Annotated in this window: 22 protein-coding genes and 1 pseudogene; 10 read left to right on the forward strand and 13 right to left on the reverse strand. The window is 69.0% G+C overall.

The genetic code is table 11. The features are described 5' to 3' along the window. Positions 1-321: 321 nt before the first annotated feature. The 3 genes from IE295_RS29970 to IE295_RS29980 all read right to left on the reverse strand — a co-directional run bounded on the left by IE295_RS29970 (position 322) and on the right by IE295_RS29980 (position 2,276). On the reverse strand, positions 322-1,542 hold the full coding sequence (locus IE295_RS29970; RefSeq protein ID WP_190066923.1) for a tyrosine-type recombinase/integrase: 1,221 nt from the start codon (positions 1,540-1,542) through the stop codon (positions 322-324). A gap of 165 nt (positions 1,543-1,707) precedes the next feature. After that, on the reverse strand, positions 1,708-1,893 hold the full coding sequence (locus IE295_RS29975) for a DNA-binding protein (protein WP_190066924.1): 186 nt from the start codon (positions 1,891-1,893) through the stop codon (positions 1,708-1,710). A gap of 149 nt (positions 1,894-2,042) precedes the next feature. Beyond that, positions 2,043-2,276 (reverse strand): hypothetical protein, encoded by a 234-nt coding sequence (locus tag IE295_RS29980; RefSeq protein WP_190066925.1) that lies wholly within the window; start codon positions 2,274-2,276, stop codon positions 2,043-2,045. Positions 2,277-2,524: 248 nt separating this feature from the next. On the opposite strand from IE295_RS29980, the gene IE295_RS29985 reads away from it, so the two are divergent. The 3 genes from IE295_RS29985 to IE295_RS29995 all read left to right on the forward strand — a co-directional run bounded on the left by IE295_RS29985 (position 2,525) and on the right by IE295_RS29995 (position 5,193). Beyond that, the gene (locus IE295_RS29985; RefSeq protein WP_190066926.1) at positions 2,525-3,193 is read left to right on the forward strand and encodes an RNA polymerase sigma factor; all 669 of its coding nucleotides are present in this window, start codon (positions 2,525-2,527) and stop codon (positions 3,191-3,193) included. A gap of 67 nt (positions 3,194-3,260) precedes the next feature. Then, positions 3,261-3,566 carry a hypothetical protein gene (locus tag IE295_RS29990; protein ID WP_190066927.1) on the forward strand — a complete coding sequence of 102 codons (306 nt, stop codon included), beginning with the start codon at positions 3,261-3,263 and terminating at the stop codon, positions 3,564-3,566. 40 nt (positions 3,567-3,606) lie between these two features. Then, on the forward strand, positions 3,607-5,193 hold the full coding sequence (locus tag IE295_RS29995; RefSeq protein ID WP_190066928.1) for a hypothetical protein: 1,587 nt from the start codon (positions 3,607-3,609) through the stop codon (positions 5,191-5,193). 130 nt (positions 5,194-5,323) lie between these two features. Here the strand turns inward: IE295_RS29995 and IE295_RS30000 are convergent. From IE295_RS30000 to IE295_RS30020, 5 genes and pseudogenes are all read right to left on the reverse strand, one after another. Next, positions 5,324-5,687, reverse strand: a pseudogene (locus IE295_RS30000) (single-stranded DNA-binding protein); the annotation flags it as partial. A 62-nt stretch (positions 5,688-5,749) separates the two neighbouring features. After that, the gene (locus IE295_RS30005; RefSeq protein ID WP_190066929.1) at positions 5,750-6,661 is read right to left on the reverse strand and encodes a peptidoglycan-binding protein; all 912 of its coding nucleotides are present in this window, start codon (positions 6,659-6,661) and stop codon (positions 5,750-5,752) included. Positions 6,662-6,878: 217 nt separating this feature from the next. Continuing rightward, positions 6,879-7,145: a hypothetical protein gene (locus IE295_RS30010; protein WP_190066930.1), complete on the reverse strand. Its 267-nt coding sequence runs from the start codon at positions 7,143-7,145 to the stop codon at positions 6,879-6,881. 94 nt (positions 7,146-7,239) lie between these two features. After that, positions 7,240-7,881: a hypothetical protein gene (locus tag IE295_RS30015; RefSeq protein ID WP_190066931.1), complete on the reverse strand. Its 642-nt coding sequence runs from the start codon at positions 7,879-7,881 to the stop codon at positions 7,240-7,242. An 11-nt stretch (positions 7,882-7,892) separates the two neighbouring features. Continuing rightward, positions 7,893-8,534, reverse strand: coding sequence for a ParB N-terminal domain-containing protein (locus tag IE295_RS30020; protein WP_190066932.1), 642 nt, complete (start codon positions 8,532-8,534; stop codon positions 7,893-7,895). Between the two features lie 477 nt (positions 8,535-9,011). Between IE295_RS30020 and IE295_RS30025 the strand changes: the two genes are divergently transcribed. The 7 genes from IE295_RS30025 (at position 9,012) to IE295_RS30055 (ending at position 15,109) form a co-directional block, all read left to right on the forward strand. Then, positions 9,012-9,593: a hypothetical protein gene (locus IE295_RS30025; RefSeq protein ID WP_190066933.1), complete on the forward strand. Its 582-nt coding sequence runs from the start codon at positions 9,012-9,014 to the stop codon at positions 9,591-9,593. A 74-nt stretch (positions 9,594-9,667) separates the two neighbouring features. Beyond that, positions 9,668-9,958 (forward strand): helix-turn-helix domain-containing protein, encoded by a 291-nt coding sequence (locus IE295_RS30030; protein WP_190066934.1) that lies wholly within the window; start codon positions 9,668-9,670, stop codon positions 9,956-9,958. After that, entirely contained in the window at positions 9,955-10,944 is a 990-nt protein-coding gene (locus IE295_RS30035; RefSeq protein ID WP_190066935.1) for a hypothetical protein, read from the forward strand. The genes IE295_RS30030 and IE295_RS30035 overlap by 4 nt, the downstream gene beginning before the upstream one ends. Positions 10,945-10,963: 19 nt before the next feature. Then, positions 10,964-11,761 carry a P-loop NTPase family protein gene (locus IE295_RS30040; RefSeq protein ID WP_190066936.1) on the forward strand — a complete coding sequence of 266 codons (798 nt, stop codon included), beginning with the start codon at positions 10,964-10,966 and terminating at the stop codon, positions 11,759-11,761. A gap of 139 nt (positions 11,762-11,900) precedes the next feature. Further along, positions 11,901-12,896 carry a hypothetical protein gene (locus IE295_RS30045; RefSeq protein WP_190066937.1) on the forward strand — a complete coding sequence of 332 codons (996 nt, stop codon included), beginning with the start codon at positions 11,901-11,903 and terminating at the stop codon, positions 12,894-12,896. A 74-nt stretch (positions 12,897-12,970) separates the two neighbouring features. Further along, positions 12,971-13,384, forward strand: a complete 414-nt coding sequence (locus tag IE295_RS30050) for a hypothetical protein (protein WP_190066938.1) — start codon at positions 12,971-12,973, stop codon at positions 13,382-13,384. 117 nt (positions 13,385-13,501) lie between these two features. Next, positions 13,502-15,109, forward strand: coding sequence for a DEAD/DEAH box helicase family protein (locus tag IE295_RS30055; RefSeq protein ID WP_190066939.1), 1,608 nt, complete (start codon positions 13,502-13,504; stop codon positions 15,107-15,109). 555 nt (positions 15,110-15,664) lie between these two features. Here IE295_RS30055 and IE295_RS30060 read toward each other — a convergent pair. The 5 genes from IE295_RS30060 to IE295_RS30080 all read right to left on the reverse strand — a co-directional run bounded on the left by IE295_RS30060 (position 15,665) and on the right by IE295_RS30080 (position 21,543). Beyond that, positions 15,665-16,498, reverse strand: coding sequence for a hypothetical protein (locus IE295_RS30060; RefSeq protein WP_190066940.1), 834 nt, complete (start codon positions 16,496-16,498; stop codon positions 15,665-15,667). Between the two features lie 319 nt (positions 16,499-16,817). Continuing rightward, a complete protein-coding gene (locus tag IE295_RS30065; RefSeq protein WP_190066941.1) occupies positions 16,818-17,138 on the reverse strand; it encodes a hypothetical protein in 321 nt (106 codons plus the stop codon). Positions 17,139-17,215: 77 nt separating this feature from the next. Continuing rightward, on the reverse strand, positions 17,216-17,614 hold the full coding sequence (locus tag IE295_RS30070) for a PilN family protein (protein ID WP_190066942.1): 399 nt from the start codon (positions 17,612-17,614) through the stop codon (positions 17,216-17,218). A gap of 131 nt (positions 17,615-17,745) precedes the next feature. Then, positions 17,746-18,099: a hypothetical protein gene (locus IE295_RS30075; protein WP_190066943.1), complete on the reverse strand. Its 354-nt coding sequence runs from the start codon at positions 18,097-18,099 to the stop codon at positions 17,746-17,748. 27 nt (positions 18,100-18,126) lie between these two features. After that, entirely contained in the window at positions 18,127-21,543 is a 3,417-nt protein-coding gene (locus IE295_RS30080; protein WP_190066944.1) for a hypothetical protein, read from the reverse strand. Between the last annotated feature and the right edge of the window lie 22 nt (positions 21,544-21,565).

Below are 21,565 nucleotides of genomic sequence, written 5' to 3' on the forward strand. Positions count from 1 at the left end.
GCACCAGCCGCTCAACTATCCCCATGCTCGACCCAACGAACTACCACCAATCAAGACACCGTCTAAGTGCGGGACAGCGTGACCAACGCCGTGTCCGGGCCGAAGAGCGGCCTTCCCGTCGGTCTGGGCAAGCGACTCAGTGACGTTCTGCAGGGCCTGGTCGAGGCCGGTTTCGTCCTGCCGCTGCGAAGGTGTGCTGCTCACGGCTCTCTCCGCGTGTTCTCGGGAACGCGCGAGAGCCCGAGCAGCATCGGCTGCTCGGGCTCTTCGAAAATGGTGGTACGACGGATAGCTTCAGCTCGCGCAGGTGGCGAGTGATACCTAGGCCGCCGCCGGCCGCGCTGTCAGGCTGGCGGCCACCGCCCCGTGCGTGTCAGCGTGGTCATTCAGGAGGTGGCTGTACGTGCGCCGCAGCTGCTCAACAGTGTCACCGACCCAGGCAGCCACAGTGTGCTCGGGAATTCCGCCCTGGAGGCACACGGAGATGAAGGTGTGCCGAAGGTCATGGAATGTGGGGAGCTCCCCGTTCTCATCCTTGATGCCCAGCTTCCGGAGGGTGGGCTTCCATAGAGCATCGTTGAAGGTGTCTCGGCTCACAAGGTTGCCGCGCGGCGTCCAGAAGAGCGCGCGGGCCGAGCCGCGCTTGCAGTCGCCAGTCTTCTTCCTGTGCTCCCACAGGATGGTCTCTGTGGCGAGCGGCGGGAAGCGCTCCATGTGCTCCCCTAGGATGTCCTGGAAGTACGGAGGCACAGGCACGTCCTTCGTGTTGAGGCGCGGGCTCGTCTTGAGGCGGTCTATGAGCCGGGGCCTGTAGCCGGTCTCCTTCGTTCTGAGCACCTGCCGACGCACGGTGAGCAGCTTGCCGTCTGGGGCGATGGCGTCGACGCATACACCGAACGCCTCTGCCTGTCGGGTGCCGCAGGCGAAGCCGGCCATGGGGATGGGGCGGTAGCGCTCCGGGAACTCGTCGTAGATTGCCCAGCATTCCTCTGGGCTGAAGACGTAGTACGTCGACTCGCCGACGTAGGGTCCTTCGACCTCGTAGGTGGGGTTGGCCGTGATCTTCCCGTTCTGCAGCGCATCCTTCATGATCATCTGGAAGACCTTCCAGTGGCTATCCGCGGTGGAGTTGGCGATGCCCTTGTTGGCTTCCATCTCCTGCACCCAGGCTTCGACCTGCGCTCTCTTGATGGTGCGCAGGCGCTGACTTCCCCAGCGTGGATTGAGGTGTCTGCGGATGGCTATCTCGTACTTCACAAGGGTGATCTCCTTGGGCCGGCGCCTGCTGAGCCAGTCGGCCGCCCACTGCCGGAAGGTCAGGTTCACTTCGGCGGGTTCCGGGGCCGCGCCGGAGGGCAGGCTGTCCAGAATCGCCTGAGCCTGGGCTTGGGTCAGGCCGACCGAGTCGGGAATGGAGGCCCGGGTTCGCCTGCCCTCGCTGCTCGTGAGGTTGTAGGACCAGCTGTGCTTGCATCCGCCCTTTTTGGGCCTGTTCTGATCGGGGCAGTCGCACCGCTTGTAGACAGTGGGCTTGCGTGCCACGGGACGCCTCTCGCGATCTCGGTCGGTTCATGGGTGATGCCCTGGCCAGGGAGCTGGACTGTACGTAGGGCGGGGCGCGGCAGGTCAAGCCGCCGAGCGGGAGGCGGGGCGGTCGGTGATGCGCCTGCTAATCGCGGTAGTAGTGCCTGCCTCGTTTATTCGAATTCACTCCGTGCGGGCATCAACCCATGCCTCAAAATCGCGCTCCCGTACACGCAGGATCCTGTCGCTGATGCGCACGATGGGGATGTCCCAATTCCTGTAGTTGTCGAGCACGGTGCGCTTTGGAACTTCCATTCGCTCGGCAATCGTCTCGAAACTCAGCAATGCATTGGAGCCACCGCGAGCCATAGCTGTCCTTGTCCATTCGTGCGTGTCCCCCGGCGGCCCGAACCGGCCGGGTGGAGCCGGTTGCGTTCAGTCCGGCACTGACACGTACGTGGATCAGCGGAATCTGTTACACCCGGGAGAAGTCCAAGGTGTCTGCTGCGGACTGGTCGCTATCGCTTCGGCGGGGCGGGGGTGCGGCGCGGGGCGGGGTAGATCCGCCGGACCTGCTGGGCGGGCCCCTTCCCGCGGGTGCGCAGGACGCCGCGGCGGCGGCCCACGCGTACGACGCTAGCGGCAGCGTCCTCGTCGATGTCAGCGCGCTGCGCGGCCGCGCTGATGGAGATCCACTCCTCGAACGGCAGGAGCATCAAGGTTCGATCGGTGTCGCTGATGAATGCGGGCATGGCCGCGGGTCCTCTCGCTTCGGGTCTGTGTCCGGGTTGCTCTCCCGGCGCGTGCCCGCACCATATATCACAGTGTGCGTCGCAGGGTGTCGCTGGCCTGTTCGGCACATTCCGTATGTGTCCGGTTATGCTGCCTCCGCGTCGCTACGGAATGTGATCTTCCTCTTGTGAGGGGAACGTGAAGGCAGCCCAAGGGCGGCGCTGTAGCGGACCAGCGCAGCACAACGCTCTAGGGGGGACAACACGCCGTGGCTGACATCTTGGAAGCCCTGGTCACACGCGCCGCAGCAGGCGGGGCGGACGGGGCCGACGCCATCTCGGCGTTGTACGACGAGCTCAGCGACACCGTCTACCACTGGGTGCGGTTCTACATCCGCGACGGGCACGTTGCGGAGGACCTGAGCCAAGAGGTCTGGCTGAAGGTCTCCCAAAACGTCAGCAAGTACCGGCCCGGCACGAGCTTCCTTGCCTGGCTGCGCACGATCACGAAGAACACTGCGCTGGACTACCTGCGGTCCGTGCAGCGGCGTCCCTCGGAAGTGCTGTACGCCGACCACCTGGAACTGGACCGGCCACGCATCGGCCAGAGCCCGGAGGAGTACGCGGAGAACCGTGCTCTGGCCCAAGCCGTTACAGCCCACCTGCATAAACTGAGACCCCAGCAGCAGCAGGTCCTGATCCTGCGGTTCTTCGACGGCGAGAGTCCTGGGCGTACCGCGGAGATCATGGGGAAGACGGACGGTGCTGTTCGTACCCTGACGGTACGGTCGCTGCGCAAGCTCGCTGAGGTCATGCCGGCCGGGGAGTCCTCTTCTCAATTGATCGAGGAGCTGCTGACAGCGGCAGTGGGCAGAAACAGATACGTCGGTACACGGGTTGAGACACGAGAGGCGAGGGCGCATGTCGCGACGAGCTGACCAGAGCGAGCGCCTGGAGCGGGCGCTAGACGGCGGGCCCATCCCTCACGACGAGGAGACCCGCCGGATGCTGGCGGCCGCAGGCGCCTTGCGTCCCGGTTACCGGCGCAGTCCCGCGCGCGTGCGCGCCGCCAAGGAAGCGATGCTCCGCGAGTACGAGCGTGCGCAGAATCCGCAGGAAACCCGCGATGACGCCGGGACGGGCGACGGCTTGGACGAGCCGGAGATCCATCGCGAGGAGATGGACCTGCCCGGAGGCGGACACCTGGTCCTCACCGACATCGAGGCCATCACTCCCGAGCGTGCCGAGAAGACGGCCGCCCGCATCGCGCGCATCTTGCAGAGCAGTGAAGAAAGAGACCGGCTGAGTTGAGCAGCGCCATATCCGGCTGCCCGAGTGCGGAGGGGCGGCCGTGAACCCCTCCGTGCCGCGCATCAAAATCCACGTCCTTGCTCCGGACGCGCACGACGATGATGTTCCGCTCACCGATGTGGGCGTGGTCAATGTGGACGGCGAGCGCCACCTGTTCCTGAGCCCGCAGTCGTTCTACTCGGCTGTGCGGCAGGTCAGCGCCGCCATGCCGGACCTGCCCTTGGAACAGGTCGAGCGCCTGGTGCGTGATCACTGTGAGTTCAAGGACTTCGACGAGCTGCTGGGATCTACCGAGCCTGCTCCGCCTGTCGACCTGCCGCCGCACACGGAGGAACCGCCTGCGCCGGTAGGCCCGAGTGGCCGTGCGAAGAAGTGGGTTATCGCTGCCGCTTTGCTGCCGGCACTTGCCGGGTCTTGGGCGCTTGGGCACTTCACGGGCGTCAACTCGGCCTCGACTGCCGCGAGCGCACCGGACAGGAGCACCGCGCGCAATGAGGCGGCCAAGGACAACCGCAACCTGGGGCCGGAACCGTTCACAGCTCCCGACTTCAAGGACTTCTCCGTTGCGGGGAAGATCAGTTGCAGCCCCATCGACGACCTGGAAGCGGAGTGCACTGACTCCGACGGGATGGTGATGGCGACCAAGGCCGCGACGGGACCGGATTCCACCATCTTTACGTTCTCGTACGGCAAGGAACGCCTTGGCCTGCGCATCTTCGGGACAGCTGAATATGCGAAGACGTGGGCGATGCAGGACGCCTCCCGTGAGCTGTACCCCAACATGGTTCTCTCAGGTCGGTACGTGCTGTGGGGTACTGACGAGGAGCGGCTGAAGGACTACGAGGGGGAACTGCTGGCTGCGGCGAAGACGTCTGCCGGCGCAGCCCATCAGGCGACCGCGATGGGTCACGCCGAGCCGCTGCCGCCCCGCCTTGCCGCTCTCACGCTGGGCACTCTCGGGCTCGATGAGCACGAGGTGCGCACCATCCTCTACGCCCCACAGGACGCTACGGTCGACGCGCCAGTTTTACTGGCGGCACGGGCCGTCTTGGGCGTGCCTGACGCGTCGCCTGACGTCGTGAAGCCGGGCGAGGAGGACATCGTGGCGCTCGCCGCAGGGCTTGAGCCGCCGCCCGCAACCGGGCCGGACACGCGTACGGCCACAGCCAGACCGGACGACCCGGCGTCAGGGACGAACTTGACAGGTGGCTCGTCCGGGGAGTCGACGGAGACTGCGCCCGCTACGGCCCCTGCTCCGTCGCCGGACCGGGAGCCAGTGGATAGCGAGCAAACGCAGAAGCCCGAGGAGCCGGAGCCCAAGCCCGAGCCGACGCCCGAGCCGGAGCCGACGCCCCAGTCCAAGGACGAGCCGACGCCTGAGCCTGAGCCGACGCCGGTTGAGCCGGAGGATCCCTCTCCAGCGCCCGTCGAACCTGCGCCGGTCGATCCGGCTCCGCCGGTCACTGAAACGCCGGCACCGCCGTCGGAACCGGACGCCGCCCAGACGCAGCCGCCCGCTGGTGGTGCTGCCCAGGAGCCGCCCGCCTCCGGCGGGCAGGCGTCCCCGGATGGCGAAGACGGGGAGCTGCTGGCGCTGCCGCAAGCCTGGATCGCCCCGGCCGCGTAGCACAACGTGCCGCGCAGGAGACCACCTGCGCGGCACGTTCCCGGTTTGGGACAGGCTCAGAAGGGCGGCTCCGTCGCCCACTGATCGTCGCCCATGGGGCGGCCTACCGAGGTGACGACCGGACGCTGCGCCCCGGTCTTGGTCACCTTCGCGGTCGCATTCTTCAGACTCACGCCGACCTCCTCGACGTCGAGTTCGTACACGGTGCGCTTGACGCCCTCGCGGTCTTCGTAGGAGCGCTGCTTGAGGCGCCCCTGGACGATGACGCGGGTGCCGCGGGTCAGGGACTCGGCGACGTTCTCCGCCGCCTGGCGCCACACTGCGCAGGTCAGGAAGAGGCTCTCGCCGTCCTTCCACTCGTTGGTCTGGCGGTCGAAGGTGCGGGGGGTAGATGCGATGCGGAACTTCGCGACCGCGGCGCCGGACGGGGTGAAGCGCAGTTCGGGGTCGTCGACCAGGTTGCCGACGACCGTAATGACGGTCTCGCCTGCCACGGGAGCGGGCCTTTCGGAATGGGGTCGGCTCGCCGAGGGGTGAGCCGACCGGTGGGCAGGGGTCAGGAGAAGAGCAGGCGCCAGGTCAGGGGGCCGGGCAGGCCGTCCGCGTCACCGCGCAGCTCCGCTCGGCTGCGCTGGAAGTCGCGGACGTTCAGGCGGTCGGCCTCCGACCACTTCGGGCCGGGCCCGGAGGCGTAGTGCTTGCCGTAGCCCTTCTTCACGAGCTGCTTGCCGAGCAGGGTGATGTAGGAGTTGTTCTTGCCCGGCCCGAAGTAGGAGGTGCCGGGGAACGGCGGTACGGGCTGGGGCGTGGCGCCGGTGGTGCCCGAGTCGGAGCTGGAGCTGCCGTTGACCTTGGCCTTGGCCAGGGTGACGAGCTTGGCGAAGTTGATGTTGCCGGGGTCGCCGTGGTCGTTCTCCGGGACGTGGGCGTGGCCGCACCAGCCCTGGAAGTTGTTCCACTCGGCAAAGGACAGCCGGGCGTCGGTGTCGCCGTAGGAGGACGGGTAGGGAAGCCACGTCGCCGGGCCGGTCAGCGGGATGTTGTTGTTCTTGTACTGCCAGGCCATGAACGCCGCGAGGTCCTGCAGGGCCCAGTCGGGGGCGTCCGGCCAGTAGATGTAGTCCTCGCCCGCCGTCTCACCGTCCCAGCTGGTTTCGTTCTCCGGGTCGCAGGTGCCCACCAGCTCGATCTGGATGCAGTTGAGCGTGTTGGTCTCGACGCCGCCGGCGCGGTTGACCAGGGCGCGGGCGGAACGGTCGAAGGCGTAGTGCTGGTAGAACTCCAGCCGCTTCTTCGCGAAGTTGGGCACGGCGGTGATGTTCGGCGCCTCGGCGCCCTGGTCGTACGAGGGCAGGGAGGTGCCCTCGGTGGTATGGATGACGCCGCAGTTGGGCTTGATCTCGCTGCCCTCGTAGCGGGACGAGTAGTCGTACGCGCGGCTGGCGCCGGGGTAGTACAGAACGGTCACAGTGCTTCCTCCAGTGCTGGTGAGCAGGGAGGGAGCACCGTGACCGGTGGTGCGGGTTAGTGTCGCGTGCTGCCTGGGGGCCGACGACGTTGTGCGACCGAAACGCCGGACGTGAGGGTGGCCGCCGTGCCAACGCGCGTGCACAGGCTGGCGCAGCCCCGCCCGAGGGGGCGACGAACCGGTGAGGAGGCCCACCGGTCCGTGCTCGTGTGGCCAGTCAGTGGCCGCGCATCTGCGCGGCGTACGTCTCCGCCTCGGCCGCGAGGTCGGGCACGAGCTTGAGGTGCTCGAGGAGCGCGGCGATGCGCTCGCCGTGGGGCGGGGGGAGTATCACGGTGCCGTCGGGGGACTTGATCGGGCGCGTGGCCGTGGTGGCGGTCGCCGCGCTGGTGGTCGACGGTGCCGTGGTGGTGAAGACCATGTCGCCGCCCTGGATGACGGCGCCGGTCACGGTGCCGCCGGTGAAGCTGTTGACAACGCCCACTGCTGGTTCCTTCCGGATGAGTGATCGTTTTGCCGGTGGAGCGTATCGCTTGTGATCAACAGGGCGTTGGGCCGGGCTGGCCGGAACGCAGGGCTCACCCGTCGACGACCTCGGCGTCCAGGACGCTGCCGTCCTCCAGCTCGGGCGGCTCGGGGTACTGCACCGCGAAAAGGCTCTTGTTCAGCCGCTCGGCAATCGCTGCGAGGTCGACGCTGGATTCCTCCTCGGGTACGCCGGCGTCGATGCCGGTGATCTCGACGGCGATCGCGGCATCCTTGCCGTAGTGGTGACGGTGCTGCCGCTCCAGGTACCAGGCGTCGGCGCGCCAGTCCGGGGCCGTGCGGTCCTCGGTGACTTCCTCGACGATCTGGCCGGTCTCCGGGTCTCGGAATTTCCTCGTCGTGACCTTGGTGACGATCCCGCCGTCGGCGACCCGGCGGATGTTGGCCATGGCGCGGGCGCCGGCCATGGCACGGGCGGTGCGGACTTTTTCGAACAGCTCGACGTAGGGGTCCTCGTCCCGGTTCGGGGCCTGCCCGTCCTCGCGTGCGGCGACTTCGGCGCGGCCGCGGGCCATCCACCGGTGGTAGGTGGCGCTTGAGATGCCGGCCGCCTCGGCGGCGAGTTCGACGGCGATGCCGGTGCGGGATGCGGCGATGATGCGGCTCTCGACATCTTCGGACAGCAGAGTGGGGCGTCCGGCGCCGGAGCGGTGGGGCTTGCGGCGGTTGGACATGGGGTTGCTCCTCAGCGTCCGGGCGTGAATGCGTGGCCGCAGGCCGGGCAGGCGGTCAGGCGCGCGCGTCCTTCGTCGTCCGGGCTGAGGCCGTCGCCGCCCAGGCCGCCAGCACCGTCGTCCGGGAGGTGCAGCAAGGGTGCCTGGTCCTCGTTGAGTGCGCCGGGCAGCGTCTCGGGGTCGACCTGGCGCAGCAGCTTGTCCAGCTCGTCCTCGGAGATGGCGAGCGAGTCATACAGCTCGGCGTCTTCAGTCACGATGTCTTCGAGGTAAGCGGCGAGGGAGCGGGGTCGCCAACCGCCGTCGGCACCGATCTTGTTGAGCTTGATGTTCAGCGCCTTGGCCTCGGCGTCGGAGCGGGAGGCCCAGCCGCGCTGGACGGGGACGAGCCAGCCGCCGTCGTTGTCCAGGAGGAGCCCGGCGGGGAGCTGTTCGCCGCGGGCCTGCATCTCGATCAGGGCTTCGCGCCGGCCGTGGCCGCCCAGGATGGTCTGGGTGCGTTCGTCGGCGATGGGCTGGTCGACGAAGCCGTGCGTGCGGATGCTCTCGATGATCCGCTCGACTTCGTGTTTCTTCGGATTGCCGGGCGCGGGGGCGAGGTCGGTGAGCGGCACGTAGGTGGTGTAGCGGGGGGCGGGCACGGTCTCGGTCACGGCTGTCCTTCTGGTTCGTGGTGCCGGCGGTGGGCGCGGTCTGCGAGCCCGCGGACTTCAACCGCGGCGCCCCGCCTCGCAAGCGGGGCATGCCGTCATGGCCGGGCCGCGCCCGCCGCCGGGCCGGTGCCGCCCTCGTTCCGGATGGGGCAGTACCGGAGCTCGCCCACCCCTGGCGACGTCACCAGGGGTGGGCGAGCTCCGGCGAAGGTAGGCGGCGCATCTTGCTTATGTCGCGGTGTCTCGGTCGGCACGGCGGCACAGCTTGGGGCGGCTCTCGGTGAGTTCGGGAGGAGGCGTAGCGCATGCGGCGACGCGTCCTGTAGTATTTGCTGCGGCTGGGAGAGCAACCCAGCCACCTGGGCCTTGGTGTCACAGATTTCGCCAGTCGACGTACCTACTGGCGGCACCCTCTGCACCCCGCCCGGGACAGACCCGAAAAGCCCTGGGCCGTGCCTTGGGTGAGAAAGGACCCCAATGTCGTACGACGACGTCAACCAGGCGCCGGAGCCTGCCCTGTCCCTGGGTGATGCCGCGCTCCTCTCGGTTTTCGCCAAGCTGTTCAAGGACCACGTCGTGCCCGCGCTTGACGAAAAGATCGCCGCCGTGAAGGGTCCGCTCCTCGCCGCTTACGACAACCCCGAGAGCAGCACCAAGTCTGTCGACGCCAAGGTCAACGGCGTTGCTGTCGCCACGCATACGGTGGCCATCTCCAAGGACAAGTACGAGGTAGGCGACGAGGACGCGTTCAACGAGTTCGCCGAGGAGAAGGGTGAGGCGGAGGCCATCATCCAGGCGCGCCCCGCCTTCCGTGACGCGATGATCAAGCGGGCGACGTACGACAAGGCGACGGGCGAAATTGTCGACAAGTTGACCGGCGAAGTGATTCCTGGCCTGACGCGCATCCCCGGGGGCAAGCCGACCGGCTCCGTCTCCCTCCGCTGGAAGGAGGGCGGCAAGGAAGCCGTGATGGAGGCGTTCCACGAGGGGCAGCTCGACGGTCTGCTGCGCGGTGTGCCGATGCTCCCCGCCGCGCCCGCCCGCGACACCCAGCAGTAACGCGCGCACCGTCGAACGACTGCCCCGGCCGCCCCGCTGCGGCGGCCGGGCCCTTCCCTCAAAGGACCCCTGCCTTGTCCACCCACACCCACATCGCCCCGGCGCTTGCCGAAGGCATATCCGACCGGGCGTTCCGCCTGTACTGCTACCTCGTCCTGGAGAGCGACGGCGGGTGGGTCACCGTGCAGGACGCCGCCGATGCGTGCAACCTGACCAACCACCAGGCCCGCGAACCCCTCTCTGAACTCCGCAAGGAGGGCATGGCCGAATCCCGGCGCGTGTACGAGATGGGTTCTCATGGCCGTAAGACGTGGCACACCCACTTCCGGCTGTCGCAGGAGACGGTGAGCGGGGCAGCAGCGTGACCAATCGCAGCGCGGTGCGCCACAACCGCCGCCCCCTCTTCGTCGCGGTCGAGTCCGCGACGGCCCGCGACATTCGCATCAGCTACCGTGCGCTCGGCCTGCTCACGTACTGTCTGGACCAGCACGACAGTTGGAACGTCCGCTCCGAACAGCTCGCACGCGGCGAGGGACGCGAGGGGCGCGACGCCGTTCGTAAAGCTCTCCATGAACTGGCCGCGCATGGCTACTACCGCCTGGAGCGGCGCCGCTTCCTCGACGGCAAGACGGCCATGGGCGCCGCGGTCAGCGCGTACCCCGTCGAACAGTGGGCCAAGGACTACATCACCTTCGGCCACAAGCTGGATGTCCCGGTCGTCGAGCAGGAGGACGGGTCGTTCCGCGTCCGCTACCCCGACAACAGCCTCGGCTCGGACGGCTTCGCGTCCGACCCGGATGCCAGGCCGGACGACGTCCCCGCTGAGGATGCCCCGGAGTGGGAGGAGCCGGAGCCCGAGCCGGAGCCGGAGAAGAAGCCGCGCCGCGTCCCGCCGGCCGCCGCTCGCGCCGCCGCGAAGAAGGCCCAGCAGCCCAGCCCCTCGGAGAAGCAGGGCGAGATGGCCGGGGAGACGAAGGTGAAGACGCCCGCCCAGGAAGTCGCCACCTGGTACTACGACCACGCCATACAGCACCTCGGCCCGTACGCGGGCAAGCAGAAATCCGGGTGGTACTTCGGACTCGTCAAGCTCAGCCAGCAGGCCCTGGACGCCGAGTACACGCAGAAGCAGGTGGCCAAGGCATTCCAGCGCACCGGGGTGCACTTCCCCACGGCACATCAGTTCCAGCGCGCGTTGAGCGACGAGCGGAACAACAAGCCGATGCCCGCCCAGTACGGCGGCCGCCCCGCCCCCTACAGCGATGCAGCGACCTGGGGGACGAACGGCCCGTGCGGGCCGCCCGCTCTGACCGCCCCCGACGACGGCGCCACGTTTGGCATCGTCCCCGCCTGATGCGAAAGGAGAACGAGCGGTGAGCATCATGGCCGCCGAACGCTTCATCCCCGAACGCGAGCCGAAGCGGCTGTTCGAGATCACGGAGCGCACACTTGCGGCGCTCCGACGCGGCGGGGCGGACCTCTCGCAGTTGGGCGTGCCCGCGCCGCCCGAGGACGGCGAGACCGACCTGTGGGAGGACGTCTCCGTCCCCCAGGCCCGCGCCCGCACTCTCGCCTGGAAGAACAGCATGACAGCGGCCGACCATGACGATTACCTGAAGTGGCGGTTCCCCGACCTGGACGACAACCAGCGTCCCAAGGCGCTGAGTGACTGGCTCGACTCGGTCGTCGAGGCGAAGAGGCAGAAGGCCCGCCCCAGCACGATGCACTTCATCGTGTCGGGGAACATCGGCTCGGGGAAGACCACCGCCGTGGCGGCGCTCGGCAACGAGGCCAGCGACCGGGGCCTGCTCGTGCGATTCGTGCAGCACGCCACGTACCTCACCTGGCGTCGCCCGGACGGGGGCCCCGACGGTATGAGCCGGTACGAGATCCGAAGGCGCCACGTCGAGGACCCGGACCTGCTCATCCTGGACGAGCTGTGCGGCGAGATGGACGGCGTGCAGACGGAGTTCGTGCGTCGGGAGACCACCGACCTGGTCGGCTCCCGCCTCGCGTCGGGCAGGCCGACGGTCTTCTCGACCAACCTGCGGCGCGATGGCATCAAGACCGTCCTCGGTGAGCGACTGCTGTCGCGCATCGAGGACCGGGCGTACCTGGCGAAGGTCGTGGGGCAGGACCGGCGCATGCCCCATAAGCCGCTGGACTGGTGAACAGCCACCCGCCGTATGGCCTGTGACGGGGCCTGCGCGAACGAGGGCAGCGCGCCGGCGGGTGGAGGTTATATCGTTTGGGAACCCGAGGGCCGACGAGCATAGGTCCCGGGGAAGACCCGAATGAAAGAGACCTGTCTTGCCCAAGTTGCCCACCATACGCGCCATTACCCAGGGTGAACGGGACCTGCGAGATTGGCACCGCAACCTCCGCATCGGAGCCGCGGCCGCCGGCTTTGGAATGATGCTCGCCTCCCTGTACCAACTCCATTGGGCCGGAACGCTCATCGGCTTCCCTTCCTTCGCGGCTGCCGCGATGGCTGGTTCGCTCGAGCTGCTCCTCGCCTTCAACGCTGGAGCCGTCACCTCGATACGCAAGCGCACGGAGCGGGGCGCGGAGGGCGGCTACTACTGGTCGCTGTGGTGCATCTTCGCGTTCCTGCTGTGCATCTCGATCGCCGCGAACGTCGGCCACGCCATGGTCGCGCTGTCCGAGTGGTTCAGTACCGGCGGCGCTCCGGCCGTGATGGCGGAGAACCGCATGTACGTGTACGTGATCGGCAGCGCCGTCGCCGCGATGGTGCCCCTCGGCGGCAGCTTCGGGTTGCACATCTCTGGGTTCGTCCGTGCTCGCGGCGCGGGCTCCGACTGGGTCGACGAGGACGGAACCGGCGCGCTGCTCGAGGCTGCGACGCCTGTGCCCGCGGCGCCGCGGAAGACGCCGGCAGTACCGCGTCCCATGGCGAAGGTGCCCGCCGAGAGGGCCAAGGCCCCCGCACCCGAGCAGCCGGCCGAGCCCTCGGCGCCGGATCCGAAGGGCGGGGCGCCGGAGGAGACCGAGCAGGAGCCGGAGCCCGCTCCGGAGATCAAGCCGGTAAAGGTGCTGTCCGAGGAGGAGCTGTACGCCATCTACAAGGCGGCCAGGGATGCGCACGAGCATCACCGGTTCGGCCCGCGCGGGGACTTGAATCCCACCCAGCTCGGCCGCCGCCTCGGACAGAGCCCGCAGAACGGCCGGAAGAACGTCGGCCCTCGTCTCGACTCCCGCTACCGTGCGGAGAAGCAGGAGGAGCGCGGCGACGGCGTGGACTTGGTCGGCCTTGAAGCCGGTAGCGAGACCGCTCAGGCATCCTGACGTACGGCACCTGCACGACTTCGCGGCGGGCGCACCTGATACAGGGCGCCTGCCGCTGGCACGATCGGACCTTCATGACCTCCGAGAACCTGGCCCGTCTCGCAGCCGCCCGCGCGCACCGCGACCTGTCCGACCTGGCCCGGCAGGGCGTGGGCAGCATCAGCTCCGCCGTAGTGGCCCGTGAGCGGATCGAGGCGGCGCGACGGCTGCGAGTGATGGTCAACGACCTCCTCGACTTGGTCGTGCTCGGCGAGGCTCTGGGCGGCGAGCCGTGGGAGGAGATCACGTGTGCCCTGTGCCGTCGGGACGTCGGGGCCGTCCGGGCCGAGTACGACGACGCGATCACCCAGTGGCAGGCGGTGCCGGCTACGGCGCTCCACGGAGTCGTGGGCGACGCGCGGGACTTGGATGCCTGGTACCGGCGGCATCGGGAGGACACTGATCCACCTGCGGAGAATCCGGTCTCTGACCTGCTGCAAGCGGATTGATTCTCAGCCCAAAGGCGCTAAAATAGTACAGCGCGCGTCAGGGCGAGAGGCTAAGGCCCTTCGCGCCGCAACATCCGGGAGAGCAACCCGGAAGACCCGAAGCGAAAGGCCCGTTCCGTGGCTGGAATCACCGCGCCCCAGCGCACCCGCAAGAGCCGGAAGCCCACCGGCAAGCCGAACCCGCCGATCATCCTGCTCACCGGCCCGGAGAAGACCGGCAAGTCCTACGAGGCCGCACGCGGCTCCGGCTCCGACCTCATCGGCAAGACGTACTGGATCGAGATCGGCGGCAGCGAAGGCACCGCCGACTACTACGGCCGCGTTCCGGGCGCCGCCTACGAGATCGTCCCGCACGACGGCTCGTACCAGGACATCCTCGACGCGATCCGCTGGGTGAACCACCAGCCGCGCGTCGACGGCAAGCCGAACATGCTGGTCATCGACTCCATGACCTCGCTGTGGGACATGCTCAGCGACGAGATCGCCATGTATGCGCGCAACCGTGCGATCCGCAAGGCGGAGCGCAACCGCTCCCGCGTGCCCACCCTCGACGACCCGGTCGTCATCGACTCGGACCTATGGAACCGGGCCAAGGACCGGTGGGGCGAGGTGCTGTGGCTCCTGCGCCGCCACCAGGGCCCGTGCCTGTTGCTCGCCCGCACAGAGATCGTCACGGCGTTCGAGAACGACAAGCCGACCCGCAACACGACCCGGAAGGTGAAGGCGGAGAAGAACCTTCCCGCGGCCGTCGACGCGATCGTGGACCTTCACGCCATCGGTGAAGCCTGGCTTACCGGCGTGCGGACCCTCCACATGAAGATCCAGCCCGGCGAGACCCAGCGGTTCCACGACTTCACCGTGGACGCCCTGCTGCGCCGCCTCGGCTTGCAGGACGCCGCCGAGTCCCGCTCCGCCTCCGAACTGCGCCCCGACGCGGAATTGCAGGAGTACGGACAGCAGCCCGAGCAGCCTGCGCCGCGCCAGTCGCCTGGCCGACAGGCCCTGGGCCTGACCGGCGAGCAGGCCGCCGCGTTGATCCGCGACGCCCTGATGCACCCCACCGACCCGGAGAACGCCCTGCTCGAATTGCGCGAGGAGCACGGCCGTCGCACGCTGACGGCCGTGAAGACGGAGACCGGGTGGGGTGTGATGAGTGCCGACGACCTGATCACTAAGTCGCTCGACCACCTCAAGGTCAAGGCCGCGCAGGCGCAGGTGGGCCTGGAGGACGGTGAACAGCAGGCTCCGCCAGGCCACGCGGACGAGGCGGAGAACGCGCCGATAGTCGCGGACGCGCCCGAGCTGGTCGGAGAGGGGACGCCGCCGCCCCCGGACCCGGCCGCCGAGCTGCCCACCGCCGAGCGGCCGGAGGAGGTGAGCGAGGCGGAGGAGCCGCAGGACCTCCCCCGGCCCCGCCCCGCCCAGGCGAACAAGGTCAACAAGGTGATGGCCGTGCTGCTCACCGAGGCGGAGATCCAGGCCCGAATTCTGGGCGTGACCATGCAGGAGCACCTGGAGCCGATCTCCGGCCCGCAGGAGGGCACGCCGCCGCCGATGACGAAGCTGCGGACGTATGTCATCGAGCACCGCCCCATGGTGATCGGCCTGCTGGAGGAGCGCGGCGAGCGGGACATCGCCAACGCCTACCGCCTCGCGGGCAAGCCGGAGCTGAAGATCGCCGAGATGTTCGCGACGCTCTACACCGACCTCGCCACCGTCGGGTGAAGTGACGTGCTCCGGACGCGCCTGAACCTCCCCGATCCGGGGTGAGGCGCGCCCGCCGCATCCCGTCACGCCACCTGCCGAAGGCGCGCCCGCGCGACTCCGGCCGCCGCGCGGGCGCGCCTTCGTCGTGTCCAAGCGCGCGCCATCTGACTTCGTAGGCGCGCCCCGGCCGCAACGACAGCGCGCCGCAGCCACCCCGGGCGGGCGCGCCCCGGCGCCGCCGTGGAGAACCGGGCGCCCGTTACCGCGCGCCCCCATGGCGCGCCTCTCCTCTCCCACGGCGCGCTTGCCGGTGGCGCGCCGACATGACGGTGGCGCGCCATCCCGAAGGCGCGCCCCGCGCTCGAACGCGCGCTACTCGGTGGCGCGCCATGCCCTGGACCTGCGGATTCGCCCGGCGCGCCGCGGTCAGGCGCGCCGGGTTCTGCTGCCGCCCTTGCAGGGGGCGCGGTCACGGCCTCCATCGGCCGGCGGCGCGCCACGGTGGCGCAGGCGCGCGCGGACATCAAGAAGGGCGCGCCCGGTCGGGCGCGCCCCGGGGTGCGGGTGCGTTGGTTAGGTCGCGGGGCGCGCCTGCGTCCGGCGCTCCGCGCGCCGCTGCCGACGCACCTCCTCGCGCGCCTTCTGCGCGTCGTTGCGCACTGCGTTGCGCAACTGGGAGAACTCTTCCGGGTGCCTCTCGACGAGGAGCCGCATCGCCTGGAGGCGGTAGTTCGGCGCGGTCGGCATCCGCCCCCACCGCGCCACCGAGTAGTTCAGCGTGTACTGGAGGAACCGCAGCTCGGCCTCCAACCGTGAGCGGAATTGTGTGACGCGCGCAAGGTGCGCCTTGCGGGTCTCGCCCTCCGCCGCGGGTAGAAACTTCTCCGGGGTCCGCATCATCTGCACGGACAGAGCCTGGGTGCGCGGCGCCACCTCCGGGGAACGGAACGCCAACCCCTGGACGTAGTCGCGGCCGGACCGTGTGCTGCCGGCGGCCTGCTGGACAAACGCGGTCCACTCCTCGGCGAACGCCTCGTCGTCGAGCTGTGCGAGGTACTCGGCCTCGTCGGCGGCGAGGTCTTCCACCGCGTCCACGATGGGCTGCCGCGCGTCGTGGAGCTGCTGGCGGAAGGTGCTGATGCGGGCCTGGTGCTCCCGCTTCGACTCGCCCTCCCGGCGCGCGACCACCGTCTTGAGCTCGCGGGCGGCCCGGTCGACTGCGGTGAGCGTACGGCTGGCCAGATCATGCGAGCGGAAGGCCGCCGCCTGCACCTCGCGCGGGGCATTCTCGTCGGTGCCGCCCTGTACGTACGTGGTCCATGCCTCGAAGAACGCCTGGTGCGACATCTCCTTCAGGCGCTTGACCTCTGCCGTGACCTTCTCGGCAGGTGGCTGCGCGTCGGACATCCCCGCGGTTCCTCCTGGTCGCTGATCAAGCCGTGGTGCCGCACGCGGCGGCCGGCGTGTAGTAGGCGATGGCCGCCTCGCAACCGAACCCACTCCGTGTGCCGGGTCATCGCAGGAGCAACCACTCTCCGGCCCTGGACGCTCTACACGCGTGCAGTGGTCTCGGGCTGTGTGTCTGCTGGCCAGACCCAGGAGGAAAAGGAAGACCCAAACTCCCTGGAACCAGCAGCAACCCTCAACGCAGTGGGTTCGGCGGCGAAGCGGCCACCTTGATGCGGATGATACCCGCCGGCGTCCCGGCGGGTTACCGGCCGCAGTGCTATCCGGCCTGTCCCGAGGGCTTCGGGCTGGTGACCGACTCGATCACCGGGGCGACCTTGCTCGGCTTCCAGAGCAGGTCGTACGTGGCCTGGGAGGCGGCAAGGACGGCGGTGAGCGTGGCGAAGGTGAGGGTGCCGTGCTGGAACTGTGCCCAGCCGCCGGACGCCGCCACGGTGACGACGCCCGCGACCAGGGCGAGGACGACGGCAACCACCTTCTTCACCTCCGCCGACCAGGCCGGGCGCTGCACGATCGCGGTGAGCAGCGGCAGGAGAGCGCCGACCTGGGCGCCGGTGGTAATGGAGTCGAGGGTCGACATAGGGGTTCTGCCCTTCCGATGGGTGACGTGGAGGGCAGAGCGTGAGGGTGCCAGCGGGTTTGTGTCGTGCGCTGGCTCTACTGGAGATCGCGCCGCTCGATGTCGGCCGCGATCTCGGCAGGCGGCTCGGGCGCCGGACTGCGGAGGGTGCCGCGGACCAGGTCGCGAAGGTCGTGGATGTACTCGACTGCGGCCGCCTTCCACCGGCGCCACTGCCGCTGCTCCTCCTGGAGGTGCTCGACACGGCGCTCAAGGGTGTCGTACTTCGCTTCGAGGGTGGCCATCCGCTCCATGGTCTGGTCCGTCGATGCGCGTTGCTGTTCGAGAAGGCTGGTGAAGCCGTCAGTGAGGTTCCTGACGGCTGTCGCCTCGGTGTTCTTCTTGTTCTGCCGGTATACCAGCCACGCGCCGCCCAACGCGCCGAGCATCCCGAAGAGAGGGGCGAGTACGGGTGCCAGCGAGACGAGCGCTTCCACTGGCGGTCCCCTCGGTCGTCGGGTCATGTAGGTGCGCGGGAGCCGGGGCCCGAGGGCCCACGGCTCCCCGCGGGCCGTACGGTGCACGCCCGCGAGTTCTTGTGTCTCGTGCTGGCGGAGCGTTGCCGGGGTCACGGTGTCGGGGTGACACCGGAGGTCAGGTTCCAGGCGTCGCGGACGGCGGTGAGAATCTGCTCGTCGGTGACGGCAGCCTGGGCGCTGTCCGGTTCGCCGGTCACGTGACCGGCGGCTGCGGCGCCGGAGACGACGGGGTCGGAGGCGATGACGGGGGTCAGGCCGGGGCTGGTGAAGTCGTTGGGCGTGAGGACGGTGCGGGCGAGGGAGACCCGGAGCGGGTGGCCGGGGGTCTGTGGGTCTTCGGCCAGCACCTCCCGGGCGATCCGGGAGAAGGCCATGCGGACTCGCTGGCAGAAGACCGGGTTGGCCAGAAGTTCGTGCTCCTGCAGGAGGGACAGCACGGGCATGTGGTGGACTTCCTTTCAATGCCGCGATCACCTGGTGAAGGTGAGGCGGAGTTGGGGGTGGTTGGTGGCGTCGTAGCCCCGAGCGATGCCGTAGTAGGCCGGCGACGAGCTGTTCGGGTCGAGCGCGATGCCGCGAAACCACCCGGGGTCGAAGATGCTGGTGATGTCGACCCATTTGCCTTCGTTGCGGGCGAAACTGACGCTGATCGACTTCGAGTCGCAGGAGAAGGTGCTGGGCCGGGAGTTGTGGCCATGTGTCTTGATGATCGCCCGGCCGCCGGCGTTGTCGTACCAATGCTCGAAGTAGACGAAAGCCTCGGCCTTAAGCAGCGTCGCGCCGCTGAGGTCGGAGGGCACGCTCGAAGGGAAGCCGATCAACGCGGCCTGTATGCCGTTGGTCGACGAGTAATAGCCCTGGAGCGCCTTGTTGCCGTAGTAAGAGTTGTACGCGTTGCGGTTGGCGTAGCTTCCGGACCACGAGGCGTCATAGGTGCGGACGTACTTTTGCTGCGGGGGTGCGCTTGTCCCTCCGCCGGTGCTGTACACGCCGGTTTCGGGGATGGTGGGACCGACATCCTCGACGTACATGAACGCGGGGTACGTGCTGCCGCTCTTGAGGGACACCGATTGCCCGGAGGGTCCGAACGAGTTCACGAAGGTGACCAGTAGCCGGTGGGGGCCCGCGCCGAAGTCCGATCCGGACCGGATGGTCTCCAGCCGCACGCGCATCCAGTCGGCGGTGGTGAGCTGGTGGATTGCCGACTGGATCTGGGGAGAGGTGATCCGGGGTGCGCCGTTTCCGCCGTCGCGCAGGAACAGCTGGAGCTCGCCACCGGCAACGCTCGCGTCGGCGTAGGTGTCCAGCACCACGCGGTACATGCGCGTCGGGTCGGCGGTGAAGGCCAGCTCGACGAATCCGAGCTCGCTGCCGCTCGTGGTGACGGTGGAGGTCATACGGGCCGATGCGACGATGCCGCGTGGTCCGGCGTCGAGCAGGGCGCTGATGGGGTCACCGCCCACGGTCAGCTTGCCGGCGACGGCCAGGTCTTGAAAGGCGGCGTTGCCGTGCTGGTCGATGGTGGCGACCGCCACCCCGTCGGCTTGCAGAGTGACGTAGTTGGGGCGCCCGGTGACCAGGGACACCGACTCTTGGCCGTCGCCGTCGTAGAGGAGCAGGCCGAGCGGGGACAGCTCGGCGCGGCCGCCGGCGGGGCCGGAAGAGAGGACGGGGCGAGCCTCGGCATTGTCGTAGGCCACGGTGCCGGCCGTCGAGTCGACGGTGGACAGCATGATGCGGACCCGGACGGTGTTCGCCGGGGCCGCATCGGGTGCTACGCCCTGGATGCGCTGCCAGGAGCCGCGGGTCAACTTGCTGTCGCCGGTGGTGACGGTGCTGAACCCGAGTGTGCCGCCTGCTGCGTCCTCCCAGCGGGCGTAGATGCTCACCCGTGTCCCAGCCCAGTCGCTGGAGGCGAAGTAGTCGGTGGCCAGGAACATCTTTTGACCAGGCACTGCGGGGGCCAGCGCAAGGGTGTGTGTGCGGGTGGTGGCCGTCGTCGCGGCGGCGTTGACCTGGACGGCCCGGGGGGTGCTGTTGCCGGGGGTGATGGTCGTCCACCACGTCTGGTCGAGGAGTCGCTGGTCGGTGACGGCGCCTTCGAAGGACGGATCGGCGATCAGGTTGCCGTCGGTTCCGAGCGACAGCTTGTCGGCGGTGATCGCACCGGCCTTGATGTGGCTCGCGGTGACCGCTCCTGCTTCGATCTTGGTGGCAGTGACCGAGTTGACGGCCAGCTTGTCGGCGGTCACCGCCAGGGCGTCGAGCTTGTCCGTGGTGATCGCGAGGGAGGCGACCTTCTCTGCGGTGACGGCGAGGGCGACGAGCTTTTCGGTCGTGATGGCCCCGGCGAGGATCTTGTCCGCCGTGATGGCCCCGGCGGCGACCGCGTTGGCGGTGACGGCCCCCGCAGTCAGCTCTGTGGCGGTCACGGAACCGGCCTGCAGCTCGCGCGCGCTGATCGCGTCGGCGGCCACCTTGCCAGCGGTCACCGCGTCGGTGGCGAGCGCTGCGGTGGTGACGCTGCCGGCGACGAGGTTCGTGGAGTCGACCAGGCCCGTCTTCAGGGCCTCGATCGTGACCATGTCGACCTGCATGACGCTGGCGTTCGGGCTGCCGTCCAGGCCGTTGTAGTTCAGCCACAGGTATGGGGTGATGAAGCGCACGTCGGCGTGGACCGTGCCCGCCGAGCGGGGGTCGTTGTTCGGGCCGGCCGAGCCGTTCGCGCCCGCCGCTGCCCGGTCTTTCAGGTACCCGACGACGGTCACCCAGCCGTCGGCGGTGGCGAGCGGCATGCTGGATGCGGCTGCGTAGTAGTGGGCGTTCGGGCTGTTGGCGCCGTTGCGGTTGACCAGCGTCGCCTTGTCGGCGCCGATACCGAGGACACCGACGTAGAAGGAGTCCGATCCCCCGGCGGGAGCGGTGAGCCGGACGCGGGCGCTGATGCGGTAGAGGGTGCCGGGCTCGTACGGGACGAGGGTGGTGCCGCGGAGCTGGACGAACCCCTGGGCCTGGCCCACGGTCTGGCCGGTCGGGGCGGTGGCGACGCCGGTGAGGTGACTCCAGACGGCCCCGGTGCCCTTGGAGAGCGTCTGCCACGCCGCGGGGTCGCCCATCGCGTCGACGTAGCGCTGGGCGGCCGAGTCCGAAAGCGCTCCTCCCAGGGCGTTGAGGGTGACCGCGCCGTCGGCGATCTTGCCGACGGTGACCGCGGCCTTGGCTAGCTTGTCCTCGAGGACCGCTCCGGCGGCGAGTGCAGCGGACCCGACTGCCCCTAGCGCGATCTTTGCCTGGGTGACGGCGTTCTGGGCGAGCTTGACCTCGGTGACGATGCCGTCGATCAGGTCCTGGGAGACGGCTTGCCGGGGTAGCCCCTGGACGGCGGTGGACGGCCGGCCGATGACGGCCGCGGTGTTCTGTCCGACGAGGCGGACCCACGCCGGGGCGTAGCCCTCGATGGCGATGGTGGCCGTGCCGCCGAGCGGAGCGGTAATTGTGGCGACTTGCGTGCTGACGTTCGGCGTGAAGTCCGGGGCCGGGCCGACGTGGACCTGGATGAGTGAGAAGTCCGTGGGCGTCTGGTAGGAGTCGTCCCACTGCCCGTCCCAGCCGACAAGGAGGCCGGCGAGCACTGGCTGGACGGTCGGCGGCGTGGGAGTGGGCGGCGGGACGGTGTTGACGGGAACCAGGGCGACGCCACCGTCCGGCTGGACGCCGACAGATCCCTTGAGGGTGCCCCCGGTGTCGTAGATGTCCATGGTGCCGCCCTCGATGCTGGTGTGAGCGGCCTGCGTGGACCGTTCGAGGGCCTGGAGGCGGCGGTCGTAGTCGGCCAGCAGCGCCGCGAAGCGCCGAGCGTCGGACTGCGTGTCCAGGAAGTTGACCATGGCGCGGGATGCTGCGCGGCCG

Source organism: Streptomyces griseocarneus (assembly GCF_014655595.1).
GTDB classification, from domain to species: Bacteria; Actinomycetota; Actinomycetes; order Streptomycetales; family Streptomycetaceae; genus Streptomyces; species Streptomyces griseocarneus.